Raw genomic sequence first — 25,451 nt, 5'->3', positions numbered from 1 at the left:
GGGGCCTTCTGTCCTACGCTGGCCCGGTGCGCCTGCTCCTGACCTCCGACACCCACCTCCCCCTGCGCGCCAAGCGCCTCCCCGACCAGCTCCTCGCCGAGCTCCCGCGCGTGGACGTCGTCGTGCACGCCGGCGACTGGGTCGACGAGGCCACCCTCGACCTGCTGGAGAGCCGCAGCCGCCGGCTCATCGGGGTGTACGGCAACAACGACGGCCCGGACCTGCGCGCCCGGCTCCCCGAGGTGGCCTACGCCGACCTGGGCGGCCTGCGCTTCGGGGTGATCCACGAGACCGGTCCCGCCCAGGGCCGCGAGGCGCGCTGCGCCGCCCGCTTCCCGGACCTGGACGTCCTGGTCTTCGGGCACAGCCACATCCCCTGGGACACCACGGCCCCGGGCGGCCTGCGCCTGCTCAACCCCGGCTCCCCGACCGACCGCCGCCGGCAGCCGCACTGCACCTACCTCACGGCGACCGCCGCCGACGGTGCCCTCACCGAGGTGACCCTGCACCGGCTGCCGCCGCGCTGACGTCCGGCTGCCGCCGGAGGCGGGCGCCCAGGCGGGTGCCGGAGACTGTGCGCGGGCGGGCGCGGCGCGGCCGCGGTCCGGGCGCGCATTCCCCGCGCCCCCGGGCCCTGCCCTCACCGCCGTCGCGCGGTCCGGTTTCTCCGGCACAGCCTCGTGAGCACCCATGCGACAAGCACGGCCGCCGCTGCCGTCGCCGCCACCCGCTTGGCCACGGGCACACCCGCCGTGCGCAGCAGATCGAGCGGTTCAGCCTCCTCGCCCTCGGCGACCGGTTCGCTCTCCGGCCTTTCGGTCAGCCGCTCCGCCAGGCAACTCGCGAACTGGCCCACCAGGCGGTCGCCCACCTCGGCCAGCACCCCGCGTCCGAACTGGGCCGGGCGGCCCGTCACCGTCAGGTCGGTGCGGACCGAGACCGCCGTGCCGCCGTCGTGTTCGGCGAGCGTCGCGGTGACCGTCGCCCTGGCCGTGCCCTGCCCCCGGGTCTCCCGGCCGCTGGCCGCAAGCACCATCCGGTGCGCAGACTCGTCCTGTTCCTCGAACACCGCCGTGCCCCGGTAGGCCACCGTGACCGGGCCGACCTTGACCTTCACCGAGCCGGTCACGGTCCTGCCGTCGTAGTCCTCGACGACAGCGCCCGGCAGGCACGGCGCGACCCGCTCGATGTCGAGGAGCGCGGGCCAGGCCTCGTCGACCGGCGCGGGGACGGTGAACTCGTGGTGCAGTTCCATGACTCAGTCCTCCTGGCAGTCAGCGGACGGCGGGTGTGTGGATGGCGCCGGTGGTCGTGGCCAGCGGCGCGCCGCTGCCGCCCCAGCGCAGGGCCACGATCTCGGCGGCGACGGACACGGCGACCTCCTCCGGGGTACGGGCGCCGAGGTCGAGGCCGAGCGGCGAGCGCAGCCGGGCCAGTTCGGCCTCGGTGAGACCGGCCTCGGCCAGCCGCGCACGCCGTTCGTCGTGGGTCCGGCGGCTGCCCATCGCCCCGATGTAGGCGGCCGGGCGGCGCAACGCCTCCTCCAGCAGCGGCACGTCGAACTTCGGGTCGTGGGTGAGCACGCAGATCACCGTGCGGTCGTCGGTGTCCGTGCCGCTCAGGTAGCGGTGCGGCCAGTCGACGACGACCTCGACGGCGGCCGGGAACCGCTTCGGGGTGGCGAAGACCGGGCGGGCGTCGCAGACGGTGACCCGGTAGCCGAGGAAGTCGCCGATGCGGGCCACCGCGGCCGCGTAGTCGATCGCGCCGAAGACCAGCATCCGGGGCGGCGGCGCGAACGACTGGAGGAACACGGTGACCGCGTCCTCGCGGCGTTCGCCGTGCGGGCCGTAGTGCCGCAGGACGGAGGCGCCGAGCGCGAGTTCGCCGCGCGCGTCGGCGGTGACGGCGACGTCGAGACCGGTCGTGCCGAGGGCCCCGGCCGTCCGGTCCGGCCAGACGGCGAGCGTGGCGCCCCGGGGCGCGGGCCCGTCCACCACCGTCGCCACGGTCACCGGCTCGCCTGCGGCGACCGACCCGGCCACCGCGCCGAACGCCGGGTCGGAGCCGGCGGTCACCGGCCGGACCAGCAGGGTGATCTCGCCGCCGCAGGTCAGCCCGACCGCGAACGCGTCCTCGTCGCTGTAGCCGAAGGTCTGCAGCGACGGCTCGCCGCTCGCGACGACCTCCCGGGCCAGCTCGAAGACGGCGCCCTCCACACAGCCGCCCGACACACTGCCCACCACCTCGTCGTCAGGACCCACGGCCATGGCCGCACCGGGCCCGCGCGGCGCGCTGCGGCTGACCGCGACCACCGTGGCGAGACCGAACGGGATGCCGGCCGCGTGCCAGTCGGCCAGCGTGGGCAGGATCTCACGCACCGTCCGCTCCCTTCCCCGGTCCTCTCCCCGGCGCACCACCGGCCCGCGCCCCGCGCACCACGGCGGCGAGCCGCTCCAGCGCCGCCAGGCTGTGCCCCGCCACGAAGGCGTCCACGCTGGGCAGCGCCGCCGCCATCCCGGCCGCCAGCGGCGCGTAACCGGGCCGTGCCTTGCGCGGGTTCGCCCAGACCACCTGGTGGGCCAGGGCGTGCAGCCGGCGCATCTGCTGCCCGAGCAGCTCCGGGTCGCCGCGTTCCCAGCCGTCCGAGAGCAGGACGACGATCGCGCCGCGGGCCATGCCGCGCTGCCCCCACCGGTTGAGGAACTCGCGCAGCAGCTCGCCGAGCCGGGTGCCCCCACGCCAGTCGGGCACGGCCGCCGCGACCTGGGCCATCGCCAGGTCCGGGTCCCGGTGCGACAGTTCGCGCGTCACCCGGGTCAGCCGTGTGCCGACGGTGAACACCTCCGTGCGGCCCGCGCGCACCGCGGCGTGCGCGAACCGCAGCAGCGCGTCCGCGTACGGGCCCATCGAACCGCTCACGTCGACGAGCAGCACCACCCGGCGCGGCCGCGCCACCCGCGCGTGCCGCCGCAGCAGGGCCGGTTCCCCGCCACGCCGCAGCAACTCGCGCACCGTACGGCGCGGATCGACCTCGCCGCGCCGGGCCGGCCGGCGCCGCGCCGCGCGCCGGGTCTGCCCCTCCAATGCGAACGCGGCCAGCAAGCGGCGCAGTTGGGCCCGTTCGGCGGGGTCCAGCTCGGTGACGTCGCGGTGCCGGAGCACCTCGGCGGAGCTGGCGAGGACGGCGGTGGGCGGGCCTGGCGGCTCGCTCTCACCGCGGGTCCGGGGCGCCGTGGCCGTCTCCCGTGCGACGAGCCGCAGCCGGGGCGGGGGAGCGGTGCGTACCGGCTGCCGGGCGGGGGCGGCGGGCGGGCCGAAGTAGGCCGCGAACACCCTCTCGTACCGCTCCAGGTCGTCATGGCCGCCGCACAACGTCGCCCGTCCCGCCCAGTACACGTCCGAGCGCCTTCCCGGCCGCAGGGCGGCCACGGCGCGCAGGAACGCGTACCCGCGCTCCGCGCTCGCGTCCACCCCCGCAGCCCGCAACGCCCTTACGAAGCCGAGCAGTACGGCATCCGCCGGGACCCCGGCCACCGTCGACAGCGCCGCGCCCACGCCGGCTCACCCGCCCCGGGCGGCGAGGACCGCCGAGAGATCGAGCCCGCGCGCCCGCTCGGTGTCCTCCCGGTACTTCAGCACCGAACCCAGCGTCGCCACGGCCAGTTCGGCGTCCACCTCGCTCGCCCCCAGCGCGTCCAGCGCCTCCGCCCAGTCCAGGGTCTCCGCCACCCCCGGCGGCTTGACCAGGTCCGCCTCCCGCAGCGCCTGCACCAGGGCCGTGACCTGCTCGGCCAGCCGGGCCGACACCCGGGGCAGCCGGCGGCGCACGATGGCCAGTTCGCGGGCGAAGGAGGGATGGTCGAACCAGTGGTAGAGGCACCGCCGCTTCAGCGCGTCGTGCACCTCGCGGGTCCGGTTCGAGGTCAGGACCACCACCGGCGGTACCTCGGCCCGCAGCGTGCCCAGTTCGGGGATCGTCACCGAGTACTCGGACAGCAGCTCCAGCAGGAACGCCTCGAACTCGTCGTCGGCCCGGTCGATCTCGTCGACCAGCAGCACCGACGGATGCTGCTGGAGGGCCAGCAGCAGGGGCCGGGCGATCAGGAAGCGCCGGTCGTAGAGCTCGCTCTCCAGCCGGTCCGCGTCCTGGACGCCCGCCGCCTCGGCGGCCCGCAGGTGCAGCAGCTGGCGCGGGAAGTCCCAGTCGTAGAGGGCCTGGGAGGCGTCGATGCCCTCGTGGCACTGCAGCCGGATCAGCGGTGCGCCCAGCGCCTCGGCGAGGGCGGCGGCGAGCGCGGTCTTCCCCACTCCGGCGTCGCCCTCGCAGAACAGCGGCCGGTGCAGTCTGAGGGCCAGGAAGCAGGTGACGGTCAGCCCCTCGTCGGCGAGGTACCCCGTCTCCGCAAGGCGGGACCCCACCTGCTCCGGGTCGTCCATCGGGGGAATCGGCGCTCACCCCATTCCGGCGGCGGTCAGCACGGCCCGCCTGGTCAGCACCCGGGCGAGGTGCTCCCGGTACTCGGGCGAGGCCGACAGGTCCTGGGAAGGCCGGGTGCCTTCGGCGGCGGCCTCGGCGGCACGCGCCACGGCCTGCGGGCCGTCGGCACCGGACAAGGCCTGCTCGGCCGCCGCGGCCCGCAACGGGGTGGAGCCCATGTTGGTCAGCCCGATGCGCGCCTCGGCGACATGTCCGTCCTCACGCCGCACGAGCGCGGCGACCGCGACGATGGCCCAGGACTGGGCGACCGCGTGGAACTTCTCGTAGTGGAAGCCCCAGCCGTCCGACTTCGGGATCCGCACCTCCACCAGGAGTTCGTCGGGCGCGAGCACCGACTGGAGGTAGTCGACGAAGAACTCCCGGGCCGGGACGGTGCGCCGGCCGCCCGGCCCGGCGACGACCAGTTCGGCGTCGAGGGCGAGCGCCACGGCGGGCAGGTCCCCGGCCGGGTCGGCGTGCGCGAGGGAGCCGCCGAGGGTGCCGCGGTGGCGTACGGCGGGGTCGGCGACGGTGGCCGTGGCCGCCGCCAGCAGCCCGGCGTGCCGCCGCACCAGCGGGTCGTGGACGACGTCGTGGTGGGTGGTCAGCGCGCCGATGGCCAGCATCTCGCCGTCCTCGCGGACCCCGCGCAGCTCCGGGATCCGGCCGACGTCCACCACCAGTTCCGGGAAGGCGAGCCGCAGCCGCAGCAGCGGCAGCAGGCTCTGCCCGCCGGCCAGCACCTTCGCCTCCTCGCCCGCGCCCGCGAGGGCGCCCACCGCCTCGTCGACGGTGGCCGGGCGGATGTAGTCGAACGCGGGGGGAATCATGCCGAGCCCTCCTCACCGTACTGACCCAGGTCACCGGAGCGGGCGGCCTGCCCGGACTGTCCCGACCGCGCGGGACCGGTGCCGCCGGCCTCCTCGCCCGCACCGCCCCGGCCGGCGCGGGCGGCCCGCACGGCCTGCCACACCCGGTGCGGCGAGCACGGCATCCGTACGTCGGTGACGCCCAGCGGACGCAGTGCGTCCACCACGGCGTTGACCACCGCGGGCGTCGACGCGATCGTCCCGGCCTCCCCGACCCCCTTGACGCCCATGGCGTTCGAGGCCGCCGGGGTCTCCGTCCGGTCGGTGACGAAGTCCGGGAGGTCCGCCGCCGACGGCACGAGGTAGTCGGCCATCGTCCCGGAGACGAGGTTGCCCTCGTCGTCGTAGACGGCCTCCTCGTACAGCGCCTGCGCGATGCCCTGTGCGAGACCGCCGTGCACCTGGCCCTCGACGATCATCGGGTTGACGACACGGCCGACGTCGTCCACGCAGACGTACGACCTGATCCTCGTCTTCCCGGTCTCCGTGTCGACCTCGACCGCGCACAGGTGGGTGCCGTGGGGGTAGGAGAAGTTCTCCGGGTCGACCACCGTCTCGGCGTTGATGGACGGTTCGACGCCGTCGGGCAGGTCGTGGCTGGTGAACGCCTCGAAGGCGATCTCCTGGATGGTCTTCCGCGCCTCCGGCGAGCCCTTCACGGCGAACACGCCGTCCGTGAACTCCAGGTCCTGCTCGCTGGCCTCCAGCAGGTGCGCGGCCACCTTCCGGGCCTTCTCGACCACTCTCGTCGCCGCCCGGTGCACGGCCTCGCCGCCGACGGCGAGCGACCGCGAGCCGTAGGTGTCCATGCCCTGCGGGGAGGACTGGGTGTCGCCGTGCACCACCTCGACGTCCTCGAACGGGACACCCAGCACGTCGGCCGCGATCTGGCTCCAGCAGGTCTCGTGCCCCTGCCCGTGCGGACTGGTGCCGGTCACCACCTCGACCTTGCCGGTGGGCAGCATGCGGATGCTCGCCGCCTCCCAGCCGCCGGCCGCGTACCGGAGGTCCCGCAGCACCCGGCTCGGTGCCAGCCCGCACATCTCGGTGTACGTCGACACACCGATGCCGAGGCGTACCGGGTCACCCGCTTCGTTGCGCCTGCGCTGCTCGGCACGGAGGTCGTCGTACCCGAACAGCGCGAGGGCCTTCTCGGTGGCCGCCTCGTAGTTGCCGCTGTCGTAGGTCAGCCCGGCGATCGAGGTGTACGGGAACTCCTCGTGCCTGATCCAGTTCCGGCGCCGCAACTCCACGGGATCCAGGCCCAGTTCGGCGGCCAGCTCGTCCATGATCCGCTCGATGGCGAAGGTCGCCTCCGGGCGCCCGGCACCGCGGTAGGCGTCGGTGGGCGTCCGGGTCGTGAAGACGCCGGTGCAGGTGAAATCGTAGGCGTCCATCTTGTAGATCGCCGGGTACATGAAGGCGCCGAGGATCGGGATGCCCGGGGTGACCAGCATCAGGTAGGCGCCCATGTCGGCGATCAGGTCCACCTTCAGGCCGAGCAGCCGGCCCTCGCGGGTGGCGGCGACCTCGATGTCCTGGATCATGCCGCGGCCGTGGTGGGTGGCGAGGTAGCCCTCGGAGCGGGACTCCGTCCACTTCACGGGACGGCCCAGCTTGCGGGCGACGGCGAGCGCGACGGCCTCCTCGCCGTACACCTGGAGCTTGGAGCCGAAGCCGCCGCCCACGTCCGGGGCGATCACCCGGAGCTTGTGCTCGGGGACGCCGGTGACGGTGGCCAGCATGATCCGCAGGATGTGCGGGATCTGGGTCGCCGAGTAGACCGTGTACTCGCCGGAGGCGGCGATCGGGGTGACCACGACCGCGCGCGGTTCCATGGCGTTCGGGATCAGCCGCTGCTGGTGGTAGCGGCGCTTGAGCGTCACCTCGGCGCGTTGCCGCACGGAGTCGAAGCTCTCGCCCGTGGCCAGCGGCCAGGTGTAGCAGCGGTTGGTGCCCTTGTCGGAGTGGACCAGCGGGGCGCCCTCGGCGAGCGCTGCCTCCAGGTCGAGGACCGGGGGCAGCGGGTCGTAGTCGACCTCCACGGCCTCCAGGGCGTCCGCTGCGGCGTACCGGTCGCGGGCCACCACGACGGCCACCGGATCGCCGGCGTGGCGGACCTCGTCGACGGCGACCGGCGGGTGGTCGGGCAGCACGATGTCCTCGGTCACCGGCCAGGCGCAGGGGAGCGAGCCCAGCCCGTCGGCGAGATCGGCGCCGGGGAACGCGGCGACGACCCCGGGGCGTTCGAGGGCGGGGGAGACGTCCACGCGGGTGATGCGGGCGTGCGCCATCGGGCTGCGCAGGACGGCCAGGTGGAGCAGTCCGGCGACCTGGATGTTGTCGGTCCAGTGGGTCTGGCCGGTGATCAGCCGGGCGTCCTCCTTGCGCAGCCGGGCGCGGCCGATCTCGTGGGCTGCGGCTGCTACGGCCTGACCGGTCATGCCGTGGCCTCCTCGGGTACCTGTTGCCCGGCGGCGGCGAGCACCGCGCGGACGATGTTCTGGTAGCCGGTGCACCGGCACAGGTTGCCCTCCAGGGCCTGTCTGACCTCGTCGGAGGACGGGTGCGGGTTCTCGTTCAGCAGATCGCGGGCCGCCATGATCATCCCGGGGGTGCAGTAGCCGCACTGGAGGCCGTGCCGCTCGTGGAACGCCCGCTGCAACGCCGTCCACTCCCCGTCCGCGGCCAGCCCCTGGACGGTGGTCACCGTGCAGCCGTCCGCCTGGACGGCCAGCACCGAGCAGCTCTTGGCGGTCGCCCCGTCCAGGTCGACCGTGCACGCGCCGCAGTTCGAGGTGTCGCAGCCGATCGGGGTGCCGGTCAGGCCGAGACGGTCGCGCAGGTAGTGGGCGAGCAGCAGGCGGGGTTCCACCTCGTCCTCGTAGGACGTGCCGTCCACCGTCACCTTGATGTGGGTCATGTGGCCTCCAGACCGTGCGGCGGGACCGAGGGATGTCAGCCATGCGGCGTGATGTAGGTCACTCTAGAACCGGGCCGGGAAGGCGGCGAGTGCTGCGGCGGGGCTTTTGTTGAGCGTTAATCCATTGCCGCGGCCGGGCCCGTCCTGCTCCACTGCTCCTCATCCGACGTCACAGAGAGAGGGCCACCGATGCGCGCTGCGTGCATGTCCACCGAGGAAGCAATCCCACCCATGGCGAAGGACATCACGCTCAGTGCACATGCTCAGTCTCGGCATTCTCGCGCACGTCGACGCAGGTAAGACCACCCTGACGGAACGGCTGCTGCACACGGCCGGCGTCACCGAAGAACTCGGCAGCGTCGACGACGGCAGTACCCGCACCGACACCCTCGCCCTGGAGCGGCAGCGGGGCATCACCATCAGGTCCGCCGTCGTGTCGTTCCCGCTCGACGGCGTCACCGTCAACCTCATCGACACCCCGGGCCACCCGGACTTCATCGCCGAGGTGGAGCGGGTCCTCGGTGTGCTGGACGGGGCGGTGCTCGTCGTCTCGGCCGTGGAGGGCGTCCAGGCGCAGACCCGGATCCTGATGCGGACCCTGCGGCGGCTGCGCATCCCCACGCTGGTCTTCGTCAACAAGATCGACCGGCGGGGCGCCCGCGACGAGGCCGTGGTCGCCCAGCTGGCCCGCAGGCTCGCCGTCCCGCTCGTCCCGATGGGCCGCGCCACCGCGCTCGGCACGCGCGCCGCCCGCTTCCTGCCCGGCCTCGGCCCGGCCGCGCTGGACGCGCTCGCCGACCACGACGACGCGCTGCTCGCCGCCTACCTCGACGGCGGTGTCCCCGAGCACAGGCTGCGCGCCGCCCTCGCCGAGCAGACCCGGCGGGCCGTGGTCCATCCGGTGTACTTCGGCTCCGCCGCCACCGGCGCCGGTGTGCCCGACCTGATCGCCGGCATCGAGCGGCTGCTCCCGGCCGCCGACGGCGATGCGGCCGGCCCGCTGTCGGCCTCGGTCTTCAAGGTGGAACGGGGGCCGGCGGGGGAGAAGATCGCCTATGCGCGGGTCTTCTCCGGGACCGTCGGTGTCCGTGACCGGGTCCGGTTCGGGGACGGCCACGGAGTGGGGGAGGCCGGCGGGCCCGTCGGGACCGGACCGGGGGCCCGGGCGGCCGCCGCCCGCCGCGTGCCCGGCCGAGTCCCGGGCGGGCGGCCGGAAGGGCTGGTCACCGGGCTCAGCGTCTTCGAGGACGGTACGGACCTCCGGCGGGACCGCGCCGGTGCCGGGCGGATCGTCAAGGTGTGGGGGCTGGCCGGCATCCGCGTCGGCGATGCCCTCGGGCTGCCGGGCCGGGCGTACGAGCACCACTTCGCGCCGCCGACCCTGGAGACCGTCGTGGTCCCCGGACCGGGCACCGACCGCCGCTCCCTGCATGCCGCCCTCACCCAGCTCGCCGAGCAGGACCCGCTGATCGACGTCCGGCACGACGAGGCGCGGCAGCAGACCTCCGTCTCCCTCTACGGCGAGGTGCAGAAGGAGGTGATCCAGGCGACCCTCGCCGACGAGTACGGCCTCGACGTCACGTTCCGGGAGACGACCGTCATCTGCGTCGAACGGCTCACCGGCACCGGAGCCGCCGTCGAGTTCAACAAGAAGGACGACAACCCCTTCCTGGCCACGGTCGGCCTGCGGGTGGAGCCGGCCGCGCCGGGCGCGGGCGTCGGCTTCCGTCTGGAGGTGGAGCTGGGCTCGATGCCGTACGCCTTCTTCAAGGCCGTGGAGGACACCGTGCGCGCATCCCTCGGCCAGGGGCTGCACGGCTGGCGGATCCCGGACTGCACGGTCACCATGACCCACTCCGGCTACTCGCCCCGGCAGAGCCATGCCCACCAGGGTTTCGACAAGAGCATGTCGAGCACCGGCCAGGACTTCCGCGGCCTGACCCCGCTGGTGCTCACCGAGGCGCTGCGGCGGGCCGGCACCCTGGTGCACGAGCCGATGCACCGCTTCCGCCTGGAGGCCCCCGCGGACACGCTGGGCGCGCTGCTGCCGGTGCTCGCCGGGCTCGGCGCGGTGCCGCAGCGGACCGGGACCGAGGGGACGCTCGCGGTCCTGGAGGGCGCGGTGCCCGCGGCCCGGGTGCACGGAGTTGAGCAGCGGCTGCCGGGGCTGACCCGCGGCGAGGGCGAGCTGGAGACCGCCTTCGACCACTATGCGCCGGTGGTGCGGGGGCCGGTCCCGGAGCGGGCGCGGACCGACCACAATCCGCTGAGCCGCAAGGAGTACCTGTTGAACGTGACGGGCCGAGTCACCGGCTGAGGGAGCCGATACTCAACTTACTCGTGAGTCAGAAGTATTGACTGTGTCCGGAAATCACCGGACTGTAATGGACATGACGAATATCCGGGCACGTCTGATCGTTGTCCTGGTTGTCCTCTGCGGATTCCTCGCGGTGGCGGCCACCCCGTCCGCCACCGCGGCCACCCCGTCCGACTCCCTCTGGTTCGACGGCACCGCGCTCACCGTGCAGAACGGCCGTTTCGTCGACGGCCAGGGCCGTGAGGTCGTGCTGCGCGGCTACAACGTCTCCGGCGAGACCAAGCTGGAGGAGAACAGCGGCCTGCCCTTCGCCTCGGTCGCCGACGCGAAGAAGTCCGCCACCGCGCTGCGCGCCCTCGGCGGCGGCAACGCCGTGCGCTTCCTGCTCTCCTGGGCGCACGCCGAACCCGTCCAGGACCAGGTCGACACCACGTACCTGGCCGACGCGACCGCGCAGATACAGGCGTTCCTCGACGCCGGCATCCGCGTCTTCCCCGACTTCCACCAGGACCTGTACTCCCGCTACCTGTTCAACTCGGGCAGCTGGTACACGGGCGACGGCGCCCCGAAGTGGGCGGTCGCGCTGGGCGGTTATCCGGCCGAGTCGTGCGGCATCTGCCTCTTCTGGGGCCAGAACATCACCCAGAACGCGGCCGTGCAGAAGGCCCAGTACGACTTCTGGCACAACAACTATGGCCTCCAGGACTACTTCCTGGCCACCGCCCAGACCGCCATGACCTACCTGGCCCAGCACCTGACGTCCGACGAGTTCGCGGGCGTCGTCGGCTTCGACCCGTACAACGAGCCGTACGCCGGCACCTACGACTCCGGCGAGACCTCCCGCACCTGGGAGCAGAACCGGCTGTGGCCCTTCTACCAGAAGTTCCGGGCGCGGATGGACGCGGCCGGCTGGAGCAGCAAGCCCGCCCTCGTCGAGCCCAACCTCTACTGGAACGGCAACGTCACCAACCAGGAAGGCGGACTGCTCGACGCGGGCACGCTCGGCCCGCGGTACGTCTTCAACACCCACTTCTACGACCAGAAGGCCATCTCCGGCATCCTGATGTGGGGCAACGCCTCCGACGGCCAGTACAGCACCGACTTCGGCACCATCCGCGACCGTGCCTCGGCCGCCGGAACGACGGCGGTCGTCAGCGAGTTCGGGCACCCGCTGTCCGGCACCACCTCCGGCAAGGCGCCGACCGTCGACAAGGCGATGTACCAGGCCCTCGACTCCCGCCTGTCCGGGGCGAAGTGGTGGTCCACCCCGGCCTCCTCCGGACCGGTCCTCTCCGGCACCCAGTGGCAGTGGGACATCTACAACGGCCGCCACCACGAGCTGATGAACGACAACCCGGACAAGGTCCTCACCTCCGGCGACGCCTGGAACGACGAGGACCTCTCGGCCGTGAACACGACCGACTCGGGTACGGTGGCGCTCCGTCAGGACGCCCGGCTGCTCGACCGGATCTACCCGTCCGCCACCTCGGGCTCCACCCTCGCCTTCACCTACGAGGACCGCTCCCGGGACGGCTCCACGACCCTGACCTGGAACCCGGTGCCCAGCTCGCTGCCGAACGTGGCCGCCCTGGTCGGCTCCGGACAGTACGCGGTCCAGGTCTGGCGCTCCGGCAGCGCCACCGCACCGACCGAACTCCATCTGCCGGCCTCCTTCGCGACCGCGTCCACCACCGTCGTCTCCGACCTGGGCACGTCCTACGCGCCCCCGTCGTACACGTCCTCGACCGCCGTCGGCGTGGCGGCGGAACCGGGTGGGACGGGCAGCCGCCGACTGCTGCTCACCGACTCGGACTCCGGCGTGCTGCACTTCGCGCTGGTGACCAACGGGGCGACCTCGCCCAGCTCCACCCTGCTGAACGCGGCCAGGGCGGAGCTGGCCGCCTGGGCGGCGGCGAAGTTCTGAGCAGTGCTCCGGCCTCCGGGGTGCCGCGCACCCCGGAGGCCGGAGGTCCGGCTGCGCCGTCAACTACCCGAAGCACCGGTCCAGTCGGCCTGCACATGCCCCAGCCGGACGCGCTGCGGGTGGTCGCCGACCGGCACCGAGGTCACCTTCTGGCCGGTGCCGAAGTCGATCGCGGTCACCTGGTCGGCGCCGCTCTCGGAGATGATGCAGTCCTTGCCGTCACCGCTGACCGTGGCCCAGTACGGCGTGGACGCCGTGATGAGCGGTCCCTCCTGCAGGGTGGCACGGTCGACGATCGTGGCGTAGTTGTCCATGGTCCCGGCGACGCACAGCTTGGTGCCGTCCGGCTTCATCGAGATGCCGTGGTGACGTGAGTCGAGAAGCCAGGTGGTGCGGTCGGTGCTCGTCGCCGGGTTCGCCGGCAGCGTCTTCACCCGGGTGATCTTGTCGCTGGCGATGTCGTATTCCAGGAAGCCGTTGAAGAACGACACCTGGAAGTACATCTTCGACCAGTCGGGCGTGAACGCCGCGGGGCGGATCGCGTCCGAGAAGTCCTTCAGGCCGATCGCGTCCAGCCGGGACCGCATGTCGATGGTCTTGACCTGCTTGTAGGTGGTGGCGTCCGCGACGGTGATGTGCCGGTCGCCCTTGGTCCAGTCCCAGACCGGGTCGTCGAGCGAGGTGGTGACCTCGCCGATCGACATGTTCCAGATGTACTTGCCGTCAGGGCTGAAGACGTTCTCGTGCGGCTTGTCCCCGGTGGCGAACTCGCCCAGCTCCTGGCCGGTGTTGATGTCCAGCACCTGCACCTTGTTCGCGGTGGAGGCCGAGACGGCGACCTTGGTGCCGTCGGGCGAGACGGCCATGTGGTCGGCGCGGTAACCGGCCACCGGGAAACGCCAGTTGATCTTGTCGGTGGCGAGGTCGATGGAGACGACGTCGGCGAAGCTCGGGCGGGAGACGACCACGGACCGGCCGTCCGGCGTGGAGTACATGTCGTCCGCGTACTGGTCGTGGCCCTGGCCCACCTCGTTGCGGATCGACGTGTAGTAGATCCACTTGATGGGGTCCGCGTTGATCTCGGCGATCCGCGCGTCCTTGTCGGGGATGACGTTGATCTGGCCGACCTTGGCGAAGTCGCCGGACGACTTCAGGACGGTCGCGGTGCCGTCCCAGTTGTTGCCCACGAACAGCACCTCGCGCAGGGAGGCGTCGGCCGCGGTGGTGGCGGCGGTCGCGGGCACGGCGGCGGTCAGGACGAGGGCGGCGGCTACGGAGCAAAGGTGCCTGGGTCTGAAAGCAGGCATGACTGCTCTCTCCTCTGAGGGGGGTGGGGACGCGCGGGTGCGGTCACAGGGTCGCGGAATCTGAACACGGGTGCGTTCAAACCGAACTTACTGAAAAGTAAGGAGGGGGTGGAGGACTCCACAAGAGGTGTACGCGAGAAAATTGGCCATCGGGCGGTCGACGGAGGGGGCAGTCGTGGCGGGCAGGCTCAAGGCACCGACGGGTCGTTACGGCGGCCGGTCCGCCGCGGAACGCAAGGCCGACCGGCGTCGGCGCTTCCTGGACGCGGCGCTCCAGCTCTTCGGCGGGGCACCGGGGTTCCGTGCCACGACCGTCGCCGCGCTCAGCCAGGCGGCGGGTCTGTCGACCCGTCAGTTCTACGAGGAGTTCGAGACCCTGGAGGACGTGCTCGCGGCATTGCACCTGGAGGTCAACGGGTGGGCGGAGCGGGCGGTGGCCGACGCCTTCGCCGAGGCGGAACCGCTGCCGCTGGTCGAGCGGGTGACGGTGCTGTTCCGGGCGTACGCCCGTGACGTCACGTCGGATCCGCGGCGCATCCGCATCGCCTTCGTGGAGATCATCGGGGTCAGCCCGCGACTGGAGGAGCAGCGGCTGGCGCGGCGGGCGCGGTGGGTGGAGCTGATATGCACCGAGGCGAACGCGGCGGTCGCGCGGGGGGACGCGGCACCGCGTGACTACCGGCTGGCGGCGACGGCGTTCATCGGCAGCGTGAACGGGCTGCTGCACGACTGGAGTGCGGGGTGGGTGGAGGCGAGCCTGGACGAGGTCGTGGAGGAGCTGGTGCGGTTGCTGGTGGGGATCCTGCGGCCGGAAGGGTGGAAGCCTGGGGGCCCGCGGTAGTGCTGTGTCTGCCGGTGCGTTGTGATCGGCCGGACCGGCGAACGTCTCGGTCGCCGGGGCCACGCCGTCGCCCGCCCTGATCCGTTTGCCCAACTCGCGTGACCGCTGGGCGACTTCACGCCTGTCGCAGGCGTTGACTTCACCCTCCGGCGGCTCTACGGTCGGCGCGCCGACATGTTCGGGTCACCGATCTGTGTCCGGTATCCCGAACGTGAGTGAGTCGTACCCCCTCATGCACCCCCGTGGAGGAGCCGCATGTACCCCCCGCCCAGACCGACCGCCGGCGGTCTCGTACGACACCTGTGGGCCGTTGCCGTACGCACCCTCGCCCTGACCCTGACGGCCGCGGCCGCGCTCCTCTTCGTCACCCCGGGACCGGCCCGGGCGGCGACGGTTCCGCAGGTCCCGGTGCCCACCGCCCCGATGGGCTGGGCCTCCTGGAACAGCTTCGCGGCGAAGATCGACTACGACGTCATCAAGGCGCAGGTCGACGCCTTCGTCGCGGCCGGTCTCCCGGCCGCCGGCTACAAGTACATCAACATCGACGAGGGCTGGTGGCAGGGCACCCGGGACAGCGCCGGCAACATCACCGTCGACACCGATGAGTGGCCCGGCGGCATGAGCGCCATCGCCGACTACATCCACAGCAAGGGCCTGAAGGCCGGCATCTACACCGACGCCGGCGCCAACGGCTGCGGCTACTACTACCCCACCGGCCGCCCCGCCGCCGCCAACACCGGCAGCGAGGGGCACTACGCCCAGGACATGCTCCAGTTCTCCGCATGGGGCTTCGACTTCGTGAAGGTCGACTGGTGCGGCGGCGACGCCGAGGGCCTGGACGCGGCCACCACGTACAAGTCGATCAGCTCGGCCGTCGCCACGGCCGCGGCCACCACCGGCCGCCCGCTGACCCTGTCCATCTGCAACTGGGGCTACCAGAACACCTGGAACTGGGCGACGGGCCTCGCCCCCATGTGGCGGACCAGCACGGACATCTACTACTACGGCGGCACGGCGTCGCAGTCGGCGGTGCTGTCCAACTTCGACCAGACCCTGCACCCGGCCGCCCAGCACACGGGCTACTACAACGACCCGGACATGCTCACCGTCGGCATGTCCGGCCTGACGGCGGCCCAGAACCGCACCCACATGGCCCTGTGGGCGATCTCCGGCGCCCCGCTGCTCGCCGGCAACGACCTCACCGCCATGACCGGCGAGACGGCCGCCATCCTCAAGAACTCCGACGTCGTCGCCGTCGACCAGGACCCGCGCGGCCTCCAGGGCGTCAAGGTCGCCGAGGACAGCACCGGTCTCCAGGTCTACAGCAAGGTCCTGGCCGGCACCGGCAACCGCGCGGTCGTGCTGCTCAACCGCACCTCCGCCGCCGCGAACGTCACCGCCCGCTGGTCCGACCTCGGCCTGACCGGCGCCTCAGCGACCGTGCGGGACCTGTGGGCGCAGTCCGACCTCGGCTCGTACGCGACGAGTTACACCGCAAGCGTGCCGGCCGGCGGCTCGGTCATGCTGAAGGTGAGCGGCGGTACGGAGGCGTCGAGCACGAGCTACAGCGCGTCCTCCACCGGCAAGTACACCGGCGTCGGCGCCGCGGGCACCGGCCTGGACGTCGTCGACGTCGCCTACACCAACGCCGGCTCCACCGCCGTCACCGGCACCCTCCAGGTCAACGGCCAGACCGCCACGACGGTGTCCTTCCCGCCGACCGGGTCCTCGCAGGGGACGGTCTCGGTGCAGGTCGACCTGAGCAAGGGGTCCGGCAACTCGCTGACCTTCACGGGGAGTTCGCTGCCGGCGCTCGGCTCGATCGCGGTCAGCCCGATACCCGGCACCAACGGCACCCTCCTCGTGGGCGGGCAGTCCAGCCGCTGCGCCGACATCTACAACAACACCATCACCAACGGCACCCAGGCCGAGATCTGGGACTGCAACGGCGGCCAGAACCAGGCCTGGACGTACACCTCCCGCAAGGAGTTCGTGGTGTACGGCAACAAGTGCCTGGACGCGTACAACCAGGGCACCACCAACGGCACCAAGGTGGTGATCTGGGACTGCAACGGGCAGAACAACCAGAAGTGGAACGTGAACTCGGACGGGACGATCACGAACGTGAACGCCGGGTTGTGCCTGGATGCGTATGGGGCGGCCACGAGTAACGGGACCTCGCTGGTGCTGTGGGCCTGCAATGGCGGGAGCAACCAGCAGTGGAGCCGGAGTTGAGCCGGTAGTTCGTCGGGCGCGGGTGGGCTGTGGCTGGTCGCGCAGCCCCCCCAGCCTTCGGCCGGGGGCACCCCCAGCGCCCCTTACAGGGGCGCTGAATTCAGGGTGTCAGGACCACCAGGGTCACTGCCGTGAGCAAGGCGCAGATCGGCAGGAAGCCTGCCAGAAGTCGTGTGCGCACGGTCCGGTATCTCTGCTCGTACTCCAGTCGCAGTTCCTCGGCGCGCTCTGCGGTACGACGCCAGGACAGCCGGGCCAGCGCCAGGTACTCCGACTCCAGCTGGCGCTGAAGATCCTCCCGCTGCCCATCCGTCAGCCAACCCAGCCGGTCCGCCACCCGTACCCCCGCCGCGCGGCCCTCCGCCCGGGCGGCGGCCAGCAGCAGATGCCCCTCGACCTGGGCGACCAGAGCCCGTCCCTCCTCCCGCGCCGTCATCGGGTGCTCAGCTCCCGCTCCACGGCGGTGTGGTGCAGGTCGAACGCCGGGGACTCGCTGCGGATCTGGGGCAGGGAGACGAAGTTGTGGCGCGGGGGCGGGCACGACGTCGCCCACTCCAGGGAGCGGCCGTAGCCCCACGGGTCGTCCGACTCGACCTTCGTCCCGTACTTGGCCGTCTTCCAGACGTTGTAGAAGAACGGGAGCAGCGACGAGCCCAGCAGGAACGAGAAGATCGTCGAGACCGTGTTGAGGGTGGCGAACCCCTCCACCGCCAGGTAGTCGGGGATCCGGCGCTGCATGCCCTCGGCGCCCAGCCAGTGCTGGACCAGGAAGGTGCCGTGGAAGCCTACGAACAGCGTCCAGAAGGTGATCTTGCCTAGGCGTTCGTCCAGCATCTTGCCGGTGAACTTGGGCCACCAGAAGTGGAAGCCGGCGAACATCGCGAAGACGACCGTGCCGAAGACCACGTAGTGGAAGTGGGCGACGACGAAGTACGAGTCGGAGATGTGGAAGTCGATCGGCGGGGACGCGAGCATCACGCCGGTCAGGCCGCCGAAGACGAACGTCACCAGGAAGCCCATGGCCCAGAGCATGGGCGTCTCGAAGGACAGCGAGCCCTGCCACATCGTGCCGATCCAGTTGAAGAACTTCACTCCCGTCGGGACGGCGATCAGGAAGGTCATGAAGGAGAAGAACGGGAGGAGGACGCCGCCCGTGACGTACATGTGGTGGGCCCACACCGTCACCGAGAGGCCGGCGATCGAGATGGTCGCCGCGACCAGGCCCATGTAGCCGAACATCGGCTTGCGGGAGAAGACCGGGATGACCTCACTGATGATGCCGAAGAACGGCAGCGCGATGATGTACACCTCCGGGTGCCCGAAGAACCAGAAGAGGTGTTGCCAGAGCAGTGCTCCGCCGTTCGCCGCGTCGAAGACGTGGGCGCCGAACTTGCGGTCCGCCTCCAGGGCGAACAGCGCGGCGGCGAGGACGGGGAAGGCGAGCAGGACCAGCACGGCGGTCAGCAGCACGTTCCACACGAAGATCGGCATGCGGAACATGGTCATGCCCGGCGCACGCATGCAGATGATCGTGGTGATGAAGTTGACCGCGCCGAGGATGGTGCCGAAGCCGGAGAAGGCCAGGCCCATGATCCACATGTCGGCGCCGGCCCCCGGGGTGCGCACCGCGTCCGAGAGCGGGGCGTAGGCGAACCAGCCGAAGTCGGCCGCGCCCTGCGGGGTGAGGAAGCCGCCGACCGCGATGGTGGAGCCGAGCAGGTAGAGCCAGTAGGCCAGCATGTTCAGGCGCGGGAAGGCCACGTCCGGGGCGCCGATCTGGAGCGGCATGATCCAGTTCGCGAAGCCCGCGAAGAGCGGGGTCGCGAACATCAGCAGCATGATCGTGCCGTGCATCGTGAACGCCTGGTTGAACTGCTCGTTCGACATGATCTGCAGACCGGGACGGGCCAGCTCGGCGCGCATCAGCAGGGCCATCACCCCGCCCACGCAGAAGAACGAGAACGCCGTGACCAGGTACAGCGTCCCGATCGTCTTGTGATCCGTGGTCGTCAGCCACTTGAGGTTCCTCATGCCCCGCCTGTGTCCGGGCCGTCCGCACCGGTCACACTCGACGGATGCGACGAGCGTCACGGCGACGGGTGTGACGATCGTGGAGGTGCCGGACAAGAACGGGACATGAGCAACGACGAGATCTTCGCCGCTGCCTATCGCGAGCACTACTGGGCGGTCAGCCGCTATGTCGCGCGGCGACTGGACGGGCGGACCGGCGAGGTGGAGGAAGTGGTGGCGGAGGTGTTCACGGTGGCCTGGCGCCGCCGCGCCGACCTGCCGGCGTTCCCGCTGCCCTGGCTGTACGGCGTGGCACGCAACTGCCTCGCCAACGCGGTACGCGGGTACGGGCGCCGGCGCCGGCTGGTGGACCGGCTGGGCAACGACGACACCGCGCACGGCCGGCACGTCGCGGCCGGCCCCGACAGCGAGCGGCCCGGCTCCTGGGTGCACGAGGCGCTCGCCCGGCTGGCCCCGGCCGACCAGGAGGTACTGCGGCTGACGGCGTGGGAGGAACTCGGCGTCGACGAGGTCGCCGTCGCGCTGGGCTGCGGGGAACGGGCGGCGGCGATGCGGCTGCACCGTGCCCGCCGCCGGCTCAGAGCCGAGATCGACCGACTGCGCCCGCCTGCCGCCGAGGCCCTTTCCGAGGAACACCGCCATGGCTGACGAACTCGACCTGCTGCGCGCCGCCGACCCGGTACCCGCCGACGGCCCCTACTTCGGCGACGGCCCCCTCGACCACACCGCCGAACGGCACCTCAACCGGCTGCTGCACAGCCCCCGCCCCGGCCGCCAGACCTGGTCCCGGCCGCGCCTGCTGTGGGGGCTGACCGCGGCCGCCGTCGTGACGGCCACCACGCTGACCGTGCTGCTCGGCGGCCCCTCGGGCGCCCCGGCCGTCGCCGCGCCCCGGCCACTGACGGTCCGCGCCCACTCCGTAGCCGTACCGCTCGCCCAGGTCGCGGAACTCGCCGCGGTGGCCGCCACGGACGGCTCCCCGGCGCTGCGCCAGGGCACCCATGTGCAGTCCTGGAGCCTGGCCATGAGCGACGACGGGCCGCCGGTCACCCTGCCCGAGGAACGCGTGGTGCGGTGGCGGGCGGACGGCACCAGCACCGAGGTGATCGTGGCGACCGACCCGGACCACCCGGGCCGCCCCGTCCTGACCGACGCGGGCCGGGTCGAGGACGGCAAGGTGCTCAGCCGGCGGACGTTCCCGCCGATGTGGGGGGACGCCCCGCCCTTGTCCACACCCCCGCACGACCCCGCGAAGCTGCGCGGCTACCTCGCCGACCTGATCCACAGCGACACCCTCACCACGTCCGGACTCCTCGACGCCACCGCGGAGTTGCTGGACAACTGGACGCTCGGGGCGCGCGAGACGGCGGCCCTGGCCGACCTGCTCGCCGACGCCAAGGGACTGCGGCCCGCCGGCCAGGTCACCGACCGGCTGGGCCGCACCGGGCAGGCCTACGTCCTCGACGAGGGCAACGGCGGACGGCGGATGCTGATCCTGGACCCGGCCACGGGTGCCGTACTCGGTCTGGAGACCACGTTCACCCGGGACGAGCCCGAGTACGGGGTGCGGGCCGGGGACGTCATGGAGTACCGCGCCTGGATGCGCTGACCCTCACGCCCCGAGCTGCCGGGCGGCCGCCGCCACCGTCTGCTCCAGCAGCACGGCGATGGTCATCGGCCCGACCCCGCCCGGCACCGGCGTGATCAGCGAGGCCCGCTCGACGGCGGTGTCGAAGTCGACGTCCCCGACGTTGCCCTCGTCGTAGCCGGCGTCGAGCACCACCGCGCCGGGCTTGATGTCCCGGCCGCGGATCAGCCGGGGCCGGCCGACGGCGGCGACCACGATGTCCGCCTCGCGGACGACGGCCGACAGGTCCCGGGTGCGGGAGTGGCAGTACGTGACGGGGGCGTCGCGGGCGAGCAGCAGCATGCCGGCCGGCTTGCCCAGGATCGCGCTGCGGCCGACGACCACCGCACGCTTCCCCGCCGGGTCGACGTCGTAGGCGTCGAGCAGGCGCAGGATGCCGCCCGGGGTGCAGGAGACGAAGCCCGGCAGGCCGAAGCTCATCGTCGCGAACGACGCGAAGGTCACGCCGTCCACGTCCTTCTCCGGCGCGATCGCCTCGAACGCGTCCCGCTCGTCGATGTGTTCGCCGACCGGGTGCTGGAGCAGGATGCCGTGCACCGTGGGATCGGCGGACAACTCCCGCAGCACGCCGACAAGTTCGGCGGTGGTCGTGGTGGCGGGCAGGGCCACGTGCCGGGAGGCGATGCCCGCCTTGCGGCTGCGGTTCTGCTTCATCCGGACGTAGGTGACGGAGGCGGGGTCCTCGCCGACCAGCACGGTGGCCAGACACGGCGTGACACCGGTCCGCGCGGTGAGGCCGGCGGCCTGCTTCGCGGTCTCCTCGACGATCCGGCGGGCGACGGCGGTTCCGTCCTCCCCCAGTGCCTTAAGGGCCTGGGAGGTGCCCCCAGGCGGGCCTGGGTCATGCGGCACACTCCTGAGCTGGTTCGACCTTGATCGCCCAGGCGCACGGCATCGACAGTGCGGACCGCTCCCCGGTGGTGCTCCACCTCAGCGCCAGTCACGGCCCGCCTTCAGGGTAACCGAGGCGCTCGGCCCCTCCGGCGGCAGTGCGCGGTCCCCACCGGCTCCCGCAGCGGCGCGTGCGCGCGCGGGGCCGAGGGCAGCGGGCGTGTCCCGGCGTCGCCCGCGTCGGGAAGGGTCCAGGTCAGGCGTGAGCCGACCTGGACCCTTCCGGTCCTTGCGACTACTCGTCGTCCCATGCCTGGATCATGATCTGCTCGGCGATCTTGCCGTCGCGCAGCGTGATCATCGACTCGGCGAGCACCCGGACCCCGTCCCCGTACTCGCAGGACTCGCTGAAGGCGGCCTTGTCGCCCTGGACGATGCACTGGTCCAGCCTGTGCGTCATGTCGCGGCTGTAGACGTCGTCCAGCAGCGCGGCGATGTCCCGGCGGCCGTGCAGGACCTTGGGGTGGCTGGGCTGGGTGTTGCGGTCTACGATGCGGATCTCCGCGTCGTCCGCGTAGAGCGCCAGAAGGCTGTTCCCGGTGTTCCCCTCTATGGCCCGGCGCAGCGTGTCGGTGTCGAACGTGGAACCCGTCGCGGTGCCCATGGTGACCTCCTGCGGGAGCCCGCGACCCGATGCGGAGCGGGCCGCGCGAGCCCCTCACATCGAGCGTCCCCCGCACCGCCGGGCTCGGCAAGCGCAGGCGCGCGCTCCGCCTTGCGGGTGAGGGGGACCGGCTGCCCGTGTCCGGCCCGGCTCCGGGGCCGTTGCTGAGGACATGATCTCAACACGACGTATCGTCGCCGCCGTCGGCCTCGCTGCCGGGGTCACCGGCCTCGCCGCGCCGCTGGCGAACGCGGCCGACGCGAGCGCACAGCACCCCGGGAGGCTCACCGCGCTCGGCGTGCTCGACTCGGTCACCCGCAGCGACGTCCCCGCGGAGTACCGGGCCAGGATGCCGAAGGTCTCGGAGCAGGTGCAGGGTCTGAACGGACTCCACAAGCTCGGCGAACTGCACCAGGTCACCGACCTGGCCGCGCCCGCCATGGGGCTGCTGCCGGGTATCGAAGCCTGACCGCGCCGCACACCGAGGGCCGTCCCGGCAGGGGCGGCCCTCCTCGTTGCCCGCGCTCAGTGCTCCGAGGCCAGGAACTGCGTCGCCGCCAGCTCCGCGTACAGCGGGTCCGCCGCGACCAGCTCCCGGTGCGTGCCCACCGCCCGGACCCGGCCCGCGTCCATGACGACGATCCGGTCCACCATGGTCACCGTCGACAGCCGGTGCGCGACCACCAGCACCGTCGTCGACCGCGCCACGTCGGCGACGGTGTCCCGGAGCGCCGCCTCGTTCACCGCGTCCAGCTGCGAGGTGGCCTCGTCCAGGAGCAGCAGCCGGGGCCGGCGCAGCAACGCCCGTGCGATCGCCACCCGTTGGCGCTCGCCGCCCGACAGCTTGGTCCCACGATGCCCGACCAGCGTCTCCAGCCCCTGCGGCAGCCGGGCGACCAGACCGTCGAGCCGCGTCGTCTTCACCACGCGCGCGACCGCGTCCTCGTCCGCCTCCGGATTGCCGAGCAGCAGGTTGTCCCTGAGCGTGCCCGACAGCACGGGGGCGTCCTGCTCGACGTACCCGATGGCCGACCGCAGCAGCGGCAGTTCCCAGTCGGCGACCGGACGGCCGTCGACGGCGATCGTGCCGGACTCGGGGTCGTAGAACCGCTCGATCAGCGAGAAGACGGTGGTCTTGCCCGCGCCGGACGGCCCGACGAACGCCGTCATGCCCCGCGCGGGGACGTCGAAGGTGACACCGTGGTGGACGTACGGCAGGTCCTCGGCGTAGCGGAAGCGTACGTCGGTGAAGGCGACGGCGGCCGGTTCGGCGCCGGGGGACGGCAACTCGGCGCGCCCGGACGGGGGTTCGGCGGGGAGCCGCAGCGCCTCCTGGATACGGGCGAGCGCGCCGGCGCCGGTCTGGTACTGGGTGATCGCCCCGACGACCTGCTGGATCGGCTGCATCAGATAGAAGACGTAGAGCAGGAACGCCACCAGCGTGCCCACCCCGATCGCACCGGTCGCCACCCGCGCGCCGCCCACCGCGAGCACGGTGATGAACGCCAGCTGCATCGCCAGCCCCGCCGTGTTGCCCGCCGCGGCCGACCACTTGGCGGCCCGCACGCTCTGCCGCCACGACTCCTCGGCCGCCTCGTGCAGGGCGAGTTCCTCCCGGTGTTCGGCGCCCGACGCCTTCACCGTGCGCAGTGCGCCCAGCACCCGCTCCAGCGAGGCCCCCATCACCCCGACCGCGTCCTGTGCTCTGCGGCTCGCCCGGTTGATGCGCGGCACGATCGTGCCCAGCACCGTGCCCGCCGCGGCGATCACGACGAGGGTGACGGCAAGGAGCACCGGATCGACCACCGCCATCATCACCACCGTGGCGACCAGGGTGAGTCCCTCGGTGCCGAGTGCGACCAGCGAGTCCGTGGCGACCTCGCGCAGCAGGGTGGTGTCCGAGGTGATCCGCGCCATCAGGTCACCGGGTTCGGTCCGGTCCACCGCGGTGATCCGCAGCCGGAGCAGGTACGACGACAGGGTGCGCCGCGCCCCGAGCACCACCGACTCACCGGCGCGCCGCAGGACGTACGAACCCAGCGCGCCCACCCCGGCGTTGGCGACCACCAGCCCCGCCATCGCGAGCAACTTGCCCGTGATGGAACGGTCGTGGGACAGGTCGTCGATCAACCCCCGTGCCACCAGCGGCAGCAGCAGCCCGGTCGCACCCGTCACCAGCGAGAGCGCCGCACCGGCCAGCAGGGCCCAGCGGTGCGGCCGTACGTAGGAGAGGAGCAGCCGGAACACGGGCTCTTTTTTCGGTGTCGTCGGAACTGTGTCAGCGGCGGTCACGGTGCTCCTCGTCCGGGCGGCGGGCGGCGCCCTCCGACGTGCCCCAGGCTACGATGGCCGCCGCCGGCACCGGGGCCCGGTCAGCTCCGGGCGGAACCGAGCCTCGCCAGGGTCGCGTCGAGGTCGGCCGGACGCGGACGGTTGTGCGGCAGCTTCGACAGCACCGCGGCCATCCCGCAGGTGTCGGTGAGCGCCGAGAACACCAGGCCGCCCGCGACCCCGGCCGACAGGAGCAGCCAGGCCGGGTGCAGCAGCCCGAGGCCCAGACCCAGGAGGACGGCCGCCCCTGCGGTGAACCGCACCTGGCGCTCCATGGCCCAGGACGCACGGGACTCGCCCCGCGAGCGGTGCAGTGCGTGACCGCGCCCGGCCCAGCCGCGCGTGCCGCCGGTGAGGGTGGCCGCCGGGATGCCGTGCTCGGCGAGGAGTGCCCGGGCGCGCTCGGCCCGGGCACCGGAGGCACACACCAGGAGAATCCCGCCGTCCGCGGCGCGGAGCGCGGGCAGGGCCCGGTGCAGGGCGTCCAGGGGGATGTTGTGGGCGCCGGGCACATGGCCGGTGGCGTACTCGCCGGGTGTGCGGACGTCGACGACGGTCAGCTCCGGCAGGCGGGCGAGGGCCTGGTCGGGGGCGAGATCCGGGTGCGGGGGAGTGGTGGTCATCGCGGGTGCGATCCTTCCTTGCAGTGATGAACGGCAGGTTCGCCCGAGGGGCGGGTAAAATACCCCTACGGGTATGTGAGGAGTGGTGGTCGTGGAGCTTCAGTTCGAGGGCGACGAGCTCAAGTCGGTGCTGAACCGGCTGCGCCGGGCGCAGGGGCAGATCTCCGGCGTGATCAAGATGATCGAGGAGGGCCGCGACTGCGAGGACGTGGTCACCCAGCTCGCCGCGGCCTCGCGCGCCCTGGACCGGGCGGGCTTCGCGATCATCGCGACCGGGCTCCAGCAGTGCATCATCGATCCCGCCCGGAGCGGGGCGGACGGTGAGACGACCGAGCAGATGAAGGCACGGCTGGAGAAGCTGTTCCTGTCGCTTGCCTGAGCGCTCTGCTGCAAGCGCCGCGGTCTGTCGGCTGCGGCGCCGTCGTGG

General features: G+C 72.3%; 23 protein-coding genes and 1 riboswitch. Of the genes, 9 read left to right on the top strand and 14 right to left on the bottom strand.

Going from position 1 to position 25,451, the window contains the following annotated elements:
- Positions 1 to 26: 26 nt before the first annotated feature.
- Positions 27 to 527 (top strand): metallophosphoesterase, encoded by a 501-nt coding sequence (locus JF597_RS08780; RefSeq protein WP_293991369.1) that lies wholly within the window; start codon positions 27 to 29, stop codon positions 525 to 527.
- A gap of 113 nt (positions 528 to 640) precedes the next feature.
- Here JF597_RS08780 and JF597_RS08775 read toward each other — a convergent pair whose 3' ends face one another.
- From JF597_RS08775 to JF597_RS08745, 7 genes are read right to left on the bottom strand one after another with little or no spacing between them, the layout of a single operon-like run.
- Positions 641 to 1,255, bottom strand: coding sequence for an SRPBCC family protein (locus JF597_RS08775; protein WP_293991366.1), 615 nt, complete (start codon positions 1,253 to 1,255; stop codon positions 641 to 643).
- A gap of 19 nt (positions 1,256 to 1,274) precedes the next feature.
- Positions 1,275 to 2,381, bottom strand: a complete 1,107-nt coding sequence (locus JF597_RS08770; protein ID WP_293991364.1) for an XdhC/CoxI family protein — start codon at positions 2,379 to 2,381, stop codon at positions 1,275 to 1,277.
- Positions 2,374 to 3,558 carry a VWA domain-containing protein gene (locus JF597_RS08765; RefSeq protein ID WP_293991362.1) on the bottom strand — a complete coding sequence of 395 codons (1,185 nt, stop codon included), beginning with the start codon at positions 3,556 to 3,558 and terminating at the stop codon, positions 2,374 to 2,376. The genes JF597_RS08770 and JF597_RS08765 overlap by 8 nt, the downstream gene beginning before the upstream one ends.
- Before the next feature lie 6 nt (positions 3,559 to 3,564).
- A complete protein-coding gene (locus JF597_RS08760; protein WP_293991359.1) occupies positions 3,565 to 4,440 on the bottom strand; it encodes a MoxR family ATPase in 876 nt (291 codons plus the stop codon).
- Between the two features lie 15 nt (positions 4,441 to 4,455).
- The gene (locus JF597_RS08755; RefSeq protein ID WP_293991357.1) at positions 4,456 to 5,310 is read right to left on the bottom strand and encodes a xanthine dehydrogenase family protein subunit M; all 855 of its coding nucleotides are present in this window, start codon (positions 5,308 to 5,310) and stop codon (positions 4,456 to 4,458) included.
- Entirely contained in the window at positions 5,307 to 7,793 is a 2,487-nt protein-coding gene (locus JF597_RS08750; protein WP_293991355.1) for a xanthine dehydrogenase family protein molybdopterin-binding subunit, read from the bottom strand. Before JF597_RS08750 ends, JF597_RS08755 begins: the two co-directional genes overlap by 4 nt.
- On the bottom strand, positions 7,790 to 8,272 hold the full coding sequence (locus JF597_RS08745; protein WP_293991353.1) for a (2Fe-2S)-binding protein: 483 nt from the start codon (positions 8,270 to 8,272) through the stop codon (positions 7,790 to 7,792). Before JF597_RS08745 ends, JF597_RS08750 begins: the two co-directional genes overlap by 4 nt.
- A 253-nt stretch (positions 8,273 to 8,525) precedes the next feature.
- Between JF597_RS08745 and JF597_RS08740 the strand changes: the two genes are divergently transcribed.
- Both JF597_RS08740 and JF597_RS08735 read left to right on the top strand, forming a co-directional pair.
- Positions 8,526 to 10,589, top strand: coding sequence for a TetM/TetW/TetO/TetS family tetracycline resistance ribosomal protection protein (locus JF597_RS08740; RefSeq protein ID WP_293991350.1), 2,064 nt, complete (start codon positions 8,526 to 8,528; stop codon positions 10,587 to 10,589).
- A gap of 67 nt (positions 10,590 to 10,656) precedes the next feature.
- Positions 10,657 to 12,513 carry a cellulase family glycosylhydrolase gene (locus JF597_RS08735; protein ID WP_293991348.1) on the top strand — a complete coding sequence of 619 codons (1,857 nt, stop codon included), beginning with the start codon at positions 10,657 to 10,659 and terminating at the stop codon, positions 12,511 to 12,513.
- 59 nt (positions 12,514 to 12,572) lie between these two features.
- Here the strand turns inward: JF597_RS08735 and JF597_RS08730 are convergent, their stop codons facing one another.
- Positions 12,573 to 13,820, bottom strand: coding sequence for a YncE family protein (locus JF597_RS08730; RefSeq protein ID WP_293991346.1), 1,248 nt, complete (start codon positions 13,818 to 13,820; stop codon positions 12,573 to 12,575).
- A 175-nt stretch (positions 13,821 to 13,995) separates the two neighbouring features.
- On the opposite strand from JF597_RS08730, the gene JF597_RS08725 reads away from it, so the two are divergent.
- Positions 13,996 to 14,661: a TetR/AcrR family transcriptional regulator gene (locus JF597_RS08725; protein WP_293991343.1), complete on the top strand. Its 666-nt coding sequence runs from the start codon at positions 13,996 to 13,998 to the stop codon at positions 14,659 to 14,661.
- Positions 14,662 to 14,916: 255 nt separating this feature from the next.
- Positions 14,917 to 16,896 carry a ricin-type beta-trefoil lectin domain protein gene (locus JF597_RS08720; RefSeq protein WP_293991340.1) on the top strand — a complete coding sequence of 660 codons (1,980 nt, stop codon included), beginning with the start codon at positions 14,917 to 14,919 and terminating at the stop codon, positions 16,894 to 16,896.
- Positions 16,897 to 16,996: 100 nt separating this feature from the next.
- Here JF597_RS08720 and JF597_RS08715 read toward each other — a convergent pair whose 3' ends face one another.
- Complete coding sequence (locus JF597_RS08715) at positions 16,997 to 17,332, bottom strand: hypothetical protein (protein WP_293991337.1); 336 nt, start codon at positions 17,330 to 17,332, stop codon at positions 16,997 to 16,999.
- Entirely contained in the window at positions 17,329 to 18,927 is a 1,599-nt protein-coding gene (ctaD, locus tag JF597_RS08710; RefSeq protein WP_293991335.1) for a cytochrome c oxidase subunit I, read from the bottom strand. The genes JF597_RS08715 and ctaD overlap by 4 nt, the downstream gene beginning before the upstream one ends.
- A 105-nt stretch (positions 18,928 to 19,032) precedes the next feature.
- Here ctaD and JF597_RS08705 point away from each other — a divergent pair, with 105 nt between their 5' ends.
- Both JF597_RS08705 and JF597_RS08700 read left to right on the top strand, forming a co-directional pair.
- Positions 19,033 to 19,575: a sigma-70 family RNA polymerase sigma factor gene (locus tag JF597_RS08705; RefSeq protein ID WP_293991333.1), complete on the top strand. Its 543-nt coding sequence runs from the start codon at positions 19,033 to 19,035 to the stop codon at positions 19,573 to 19,575.
- Positions 19,568 to 20,536 carry a CU044_5270 family protein gene (locus JF597_RS08700; protein ID WP_293991330.1) on the top strand — a complete coding sequence of 323 codons (969 nt, stop codon included), beginning with the start codon at positions 19,568 to 19,570 and terminating at the stop codon, positions 20,534 to 20,536. The genes JF597_RS08705 and JF597_RS08700 overlap by 8 nt, the downstream gene beginning before the upstream one ends.
- 3 nt (positions 20,537 to 20,539) lie before the next feature.
- Here the strand turns inward: JF597_RS08700 and JF597_RS08695 are convergent, their stop codons facing one another.
- Both JF597_RS08695 and JF597_RS08690 read right to left on the bottom strand, forming a co-directional pair.
- Positions 20,540 to 21,376, bottom strand: a complete 837-nt coding sequence (locus tag JF597_RS08695; RefSeq protein ID WP_293991749.1) for a bifunctional 5,10-methylenetetrahydrofolate dehydrogenase/5,10-methenyltetrahydrofolate cyclohydrolase — start codon at positions 21,374 to 21,376, stop codon at positions 20,540 to 20,542.
- A 70-nt stretch (positions 21,377 to 21,446) separates the two neighbouring features.
- Positions 21,447 to 21,529, bottom strand: a riboswitch (ZMP/ZTP riboswitch).
- 172 nt (positions 21,530 to 21,701) lie between these two features.
- Positions 21,702 to 22,070, bottom strand: a complete 369-nt coding sequence (locus tag JF597_RS08690) for a nuclear transport factor 2 family protein (RefSeq protein ID WP_293991328.1) — start codon at positions 22,068 to 22,070, stop codon at positions 21,702 to 21,704.
- A gap of 172 nt (positions 22,071 to 22,242) precedes the next feature.
- Here JF597_RS08690 and JF597_RS08685 point away from each other — a divergent pair, with 172 nt between their 5' ends.
- Positions 22,243 to 22,539, top strand: coding sequence for a hypothetical protein (locus JF597_RS08685; protein WP_293991326.1), 297 nt, complete (start codon positions 22,243 to 22,245; stop codon positions 22,537 to 22,539).
- A 56-nt stretch (positions 22,540 to 22,595) separates the two neighbouring features.
- On the opposite strand, the gene JF597_RS08680 is transcribed toward JF597_RS08685, so the two are convergent.
- Both JF597_RS08680 and JF597_RS08675 read right to left on the bottom strand, forming a co-directional pair.
- Positions 22,596 to 24,362 (bottom strand): ABC transporter ATP-binding protein, encoded by a 1,767-nt coding sequence (locus JF597_RS08680; RefSeq protein WP_293991323.1) that lies wholly within the window; start codon positions 24,360 to 24,362, stop codon positions 22,596 to 22,598.
- Between the two features lie 80 nt (positions 24,363 to 24,442).
- Positions 24,443 to 25,024 (bottom strand): rhodanese-like domain-containing protein, encoded by a 582-nt coding sequence (locus JF597_RS08675; protein ID WP_293991321.1) that lies wholly within the window; start codon positions 25,022 to 25,024, stop codon positions 24,443 to 24,445.
- A 91-nt stretch (positions 25,025 to 25,115) separates the two neighbouring features.
- Between JF597_RS08675 and JF597_RS08670 the strand changes: the two genes are divergently transcribed.
- Complete coding sequence (locus JF597_RS08670; RefSeq protein ID WP_293991319.1) at positions 25,116 to 25,403, top strand: metal-sensitive transcriptional regulator; 288 nt, start codon at positions 25,116 to 25,118, stop codon at positions 25,401 to 25,403.
- The last annotated feature ends 48 nt before the right edge of the window (positions 25,404 to 25,451 follow it).

Origin of the sequence: Streptomyces sp. (assembly GCF_019510245.1) — a bacterium.
Lineage (GTDB): Bacteria > Actinomycetota > Actinomycetes > Streptomycetales > Streptomycetaceae > Streptomyces.
The sequence above is the reverse complement of the archived record's forward strand: the minus strand, read 5'-3'. Positions and strand labels throughout refer to the sequence as shown.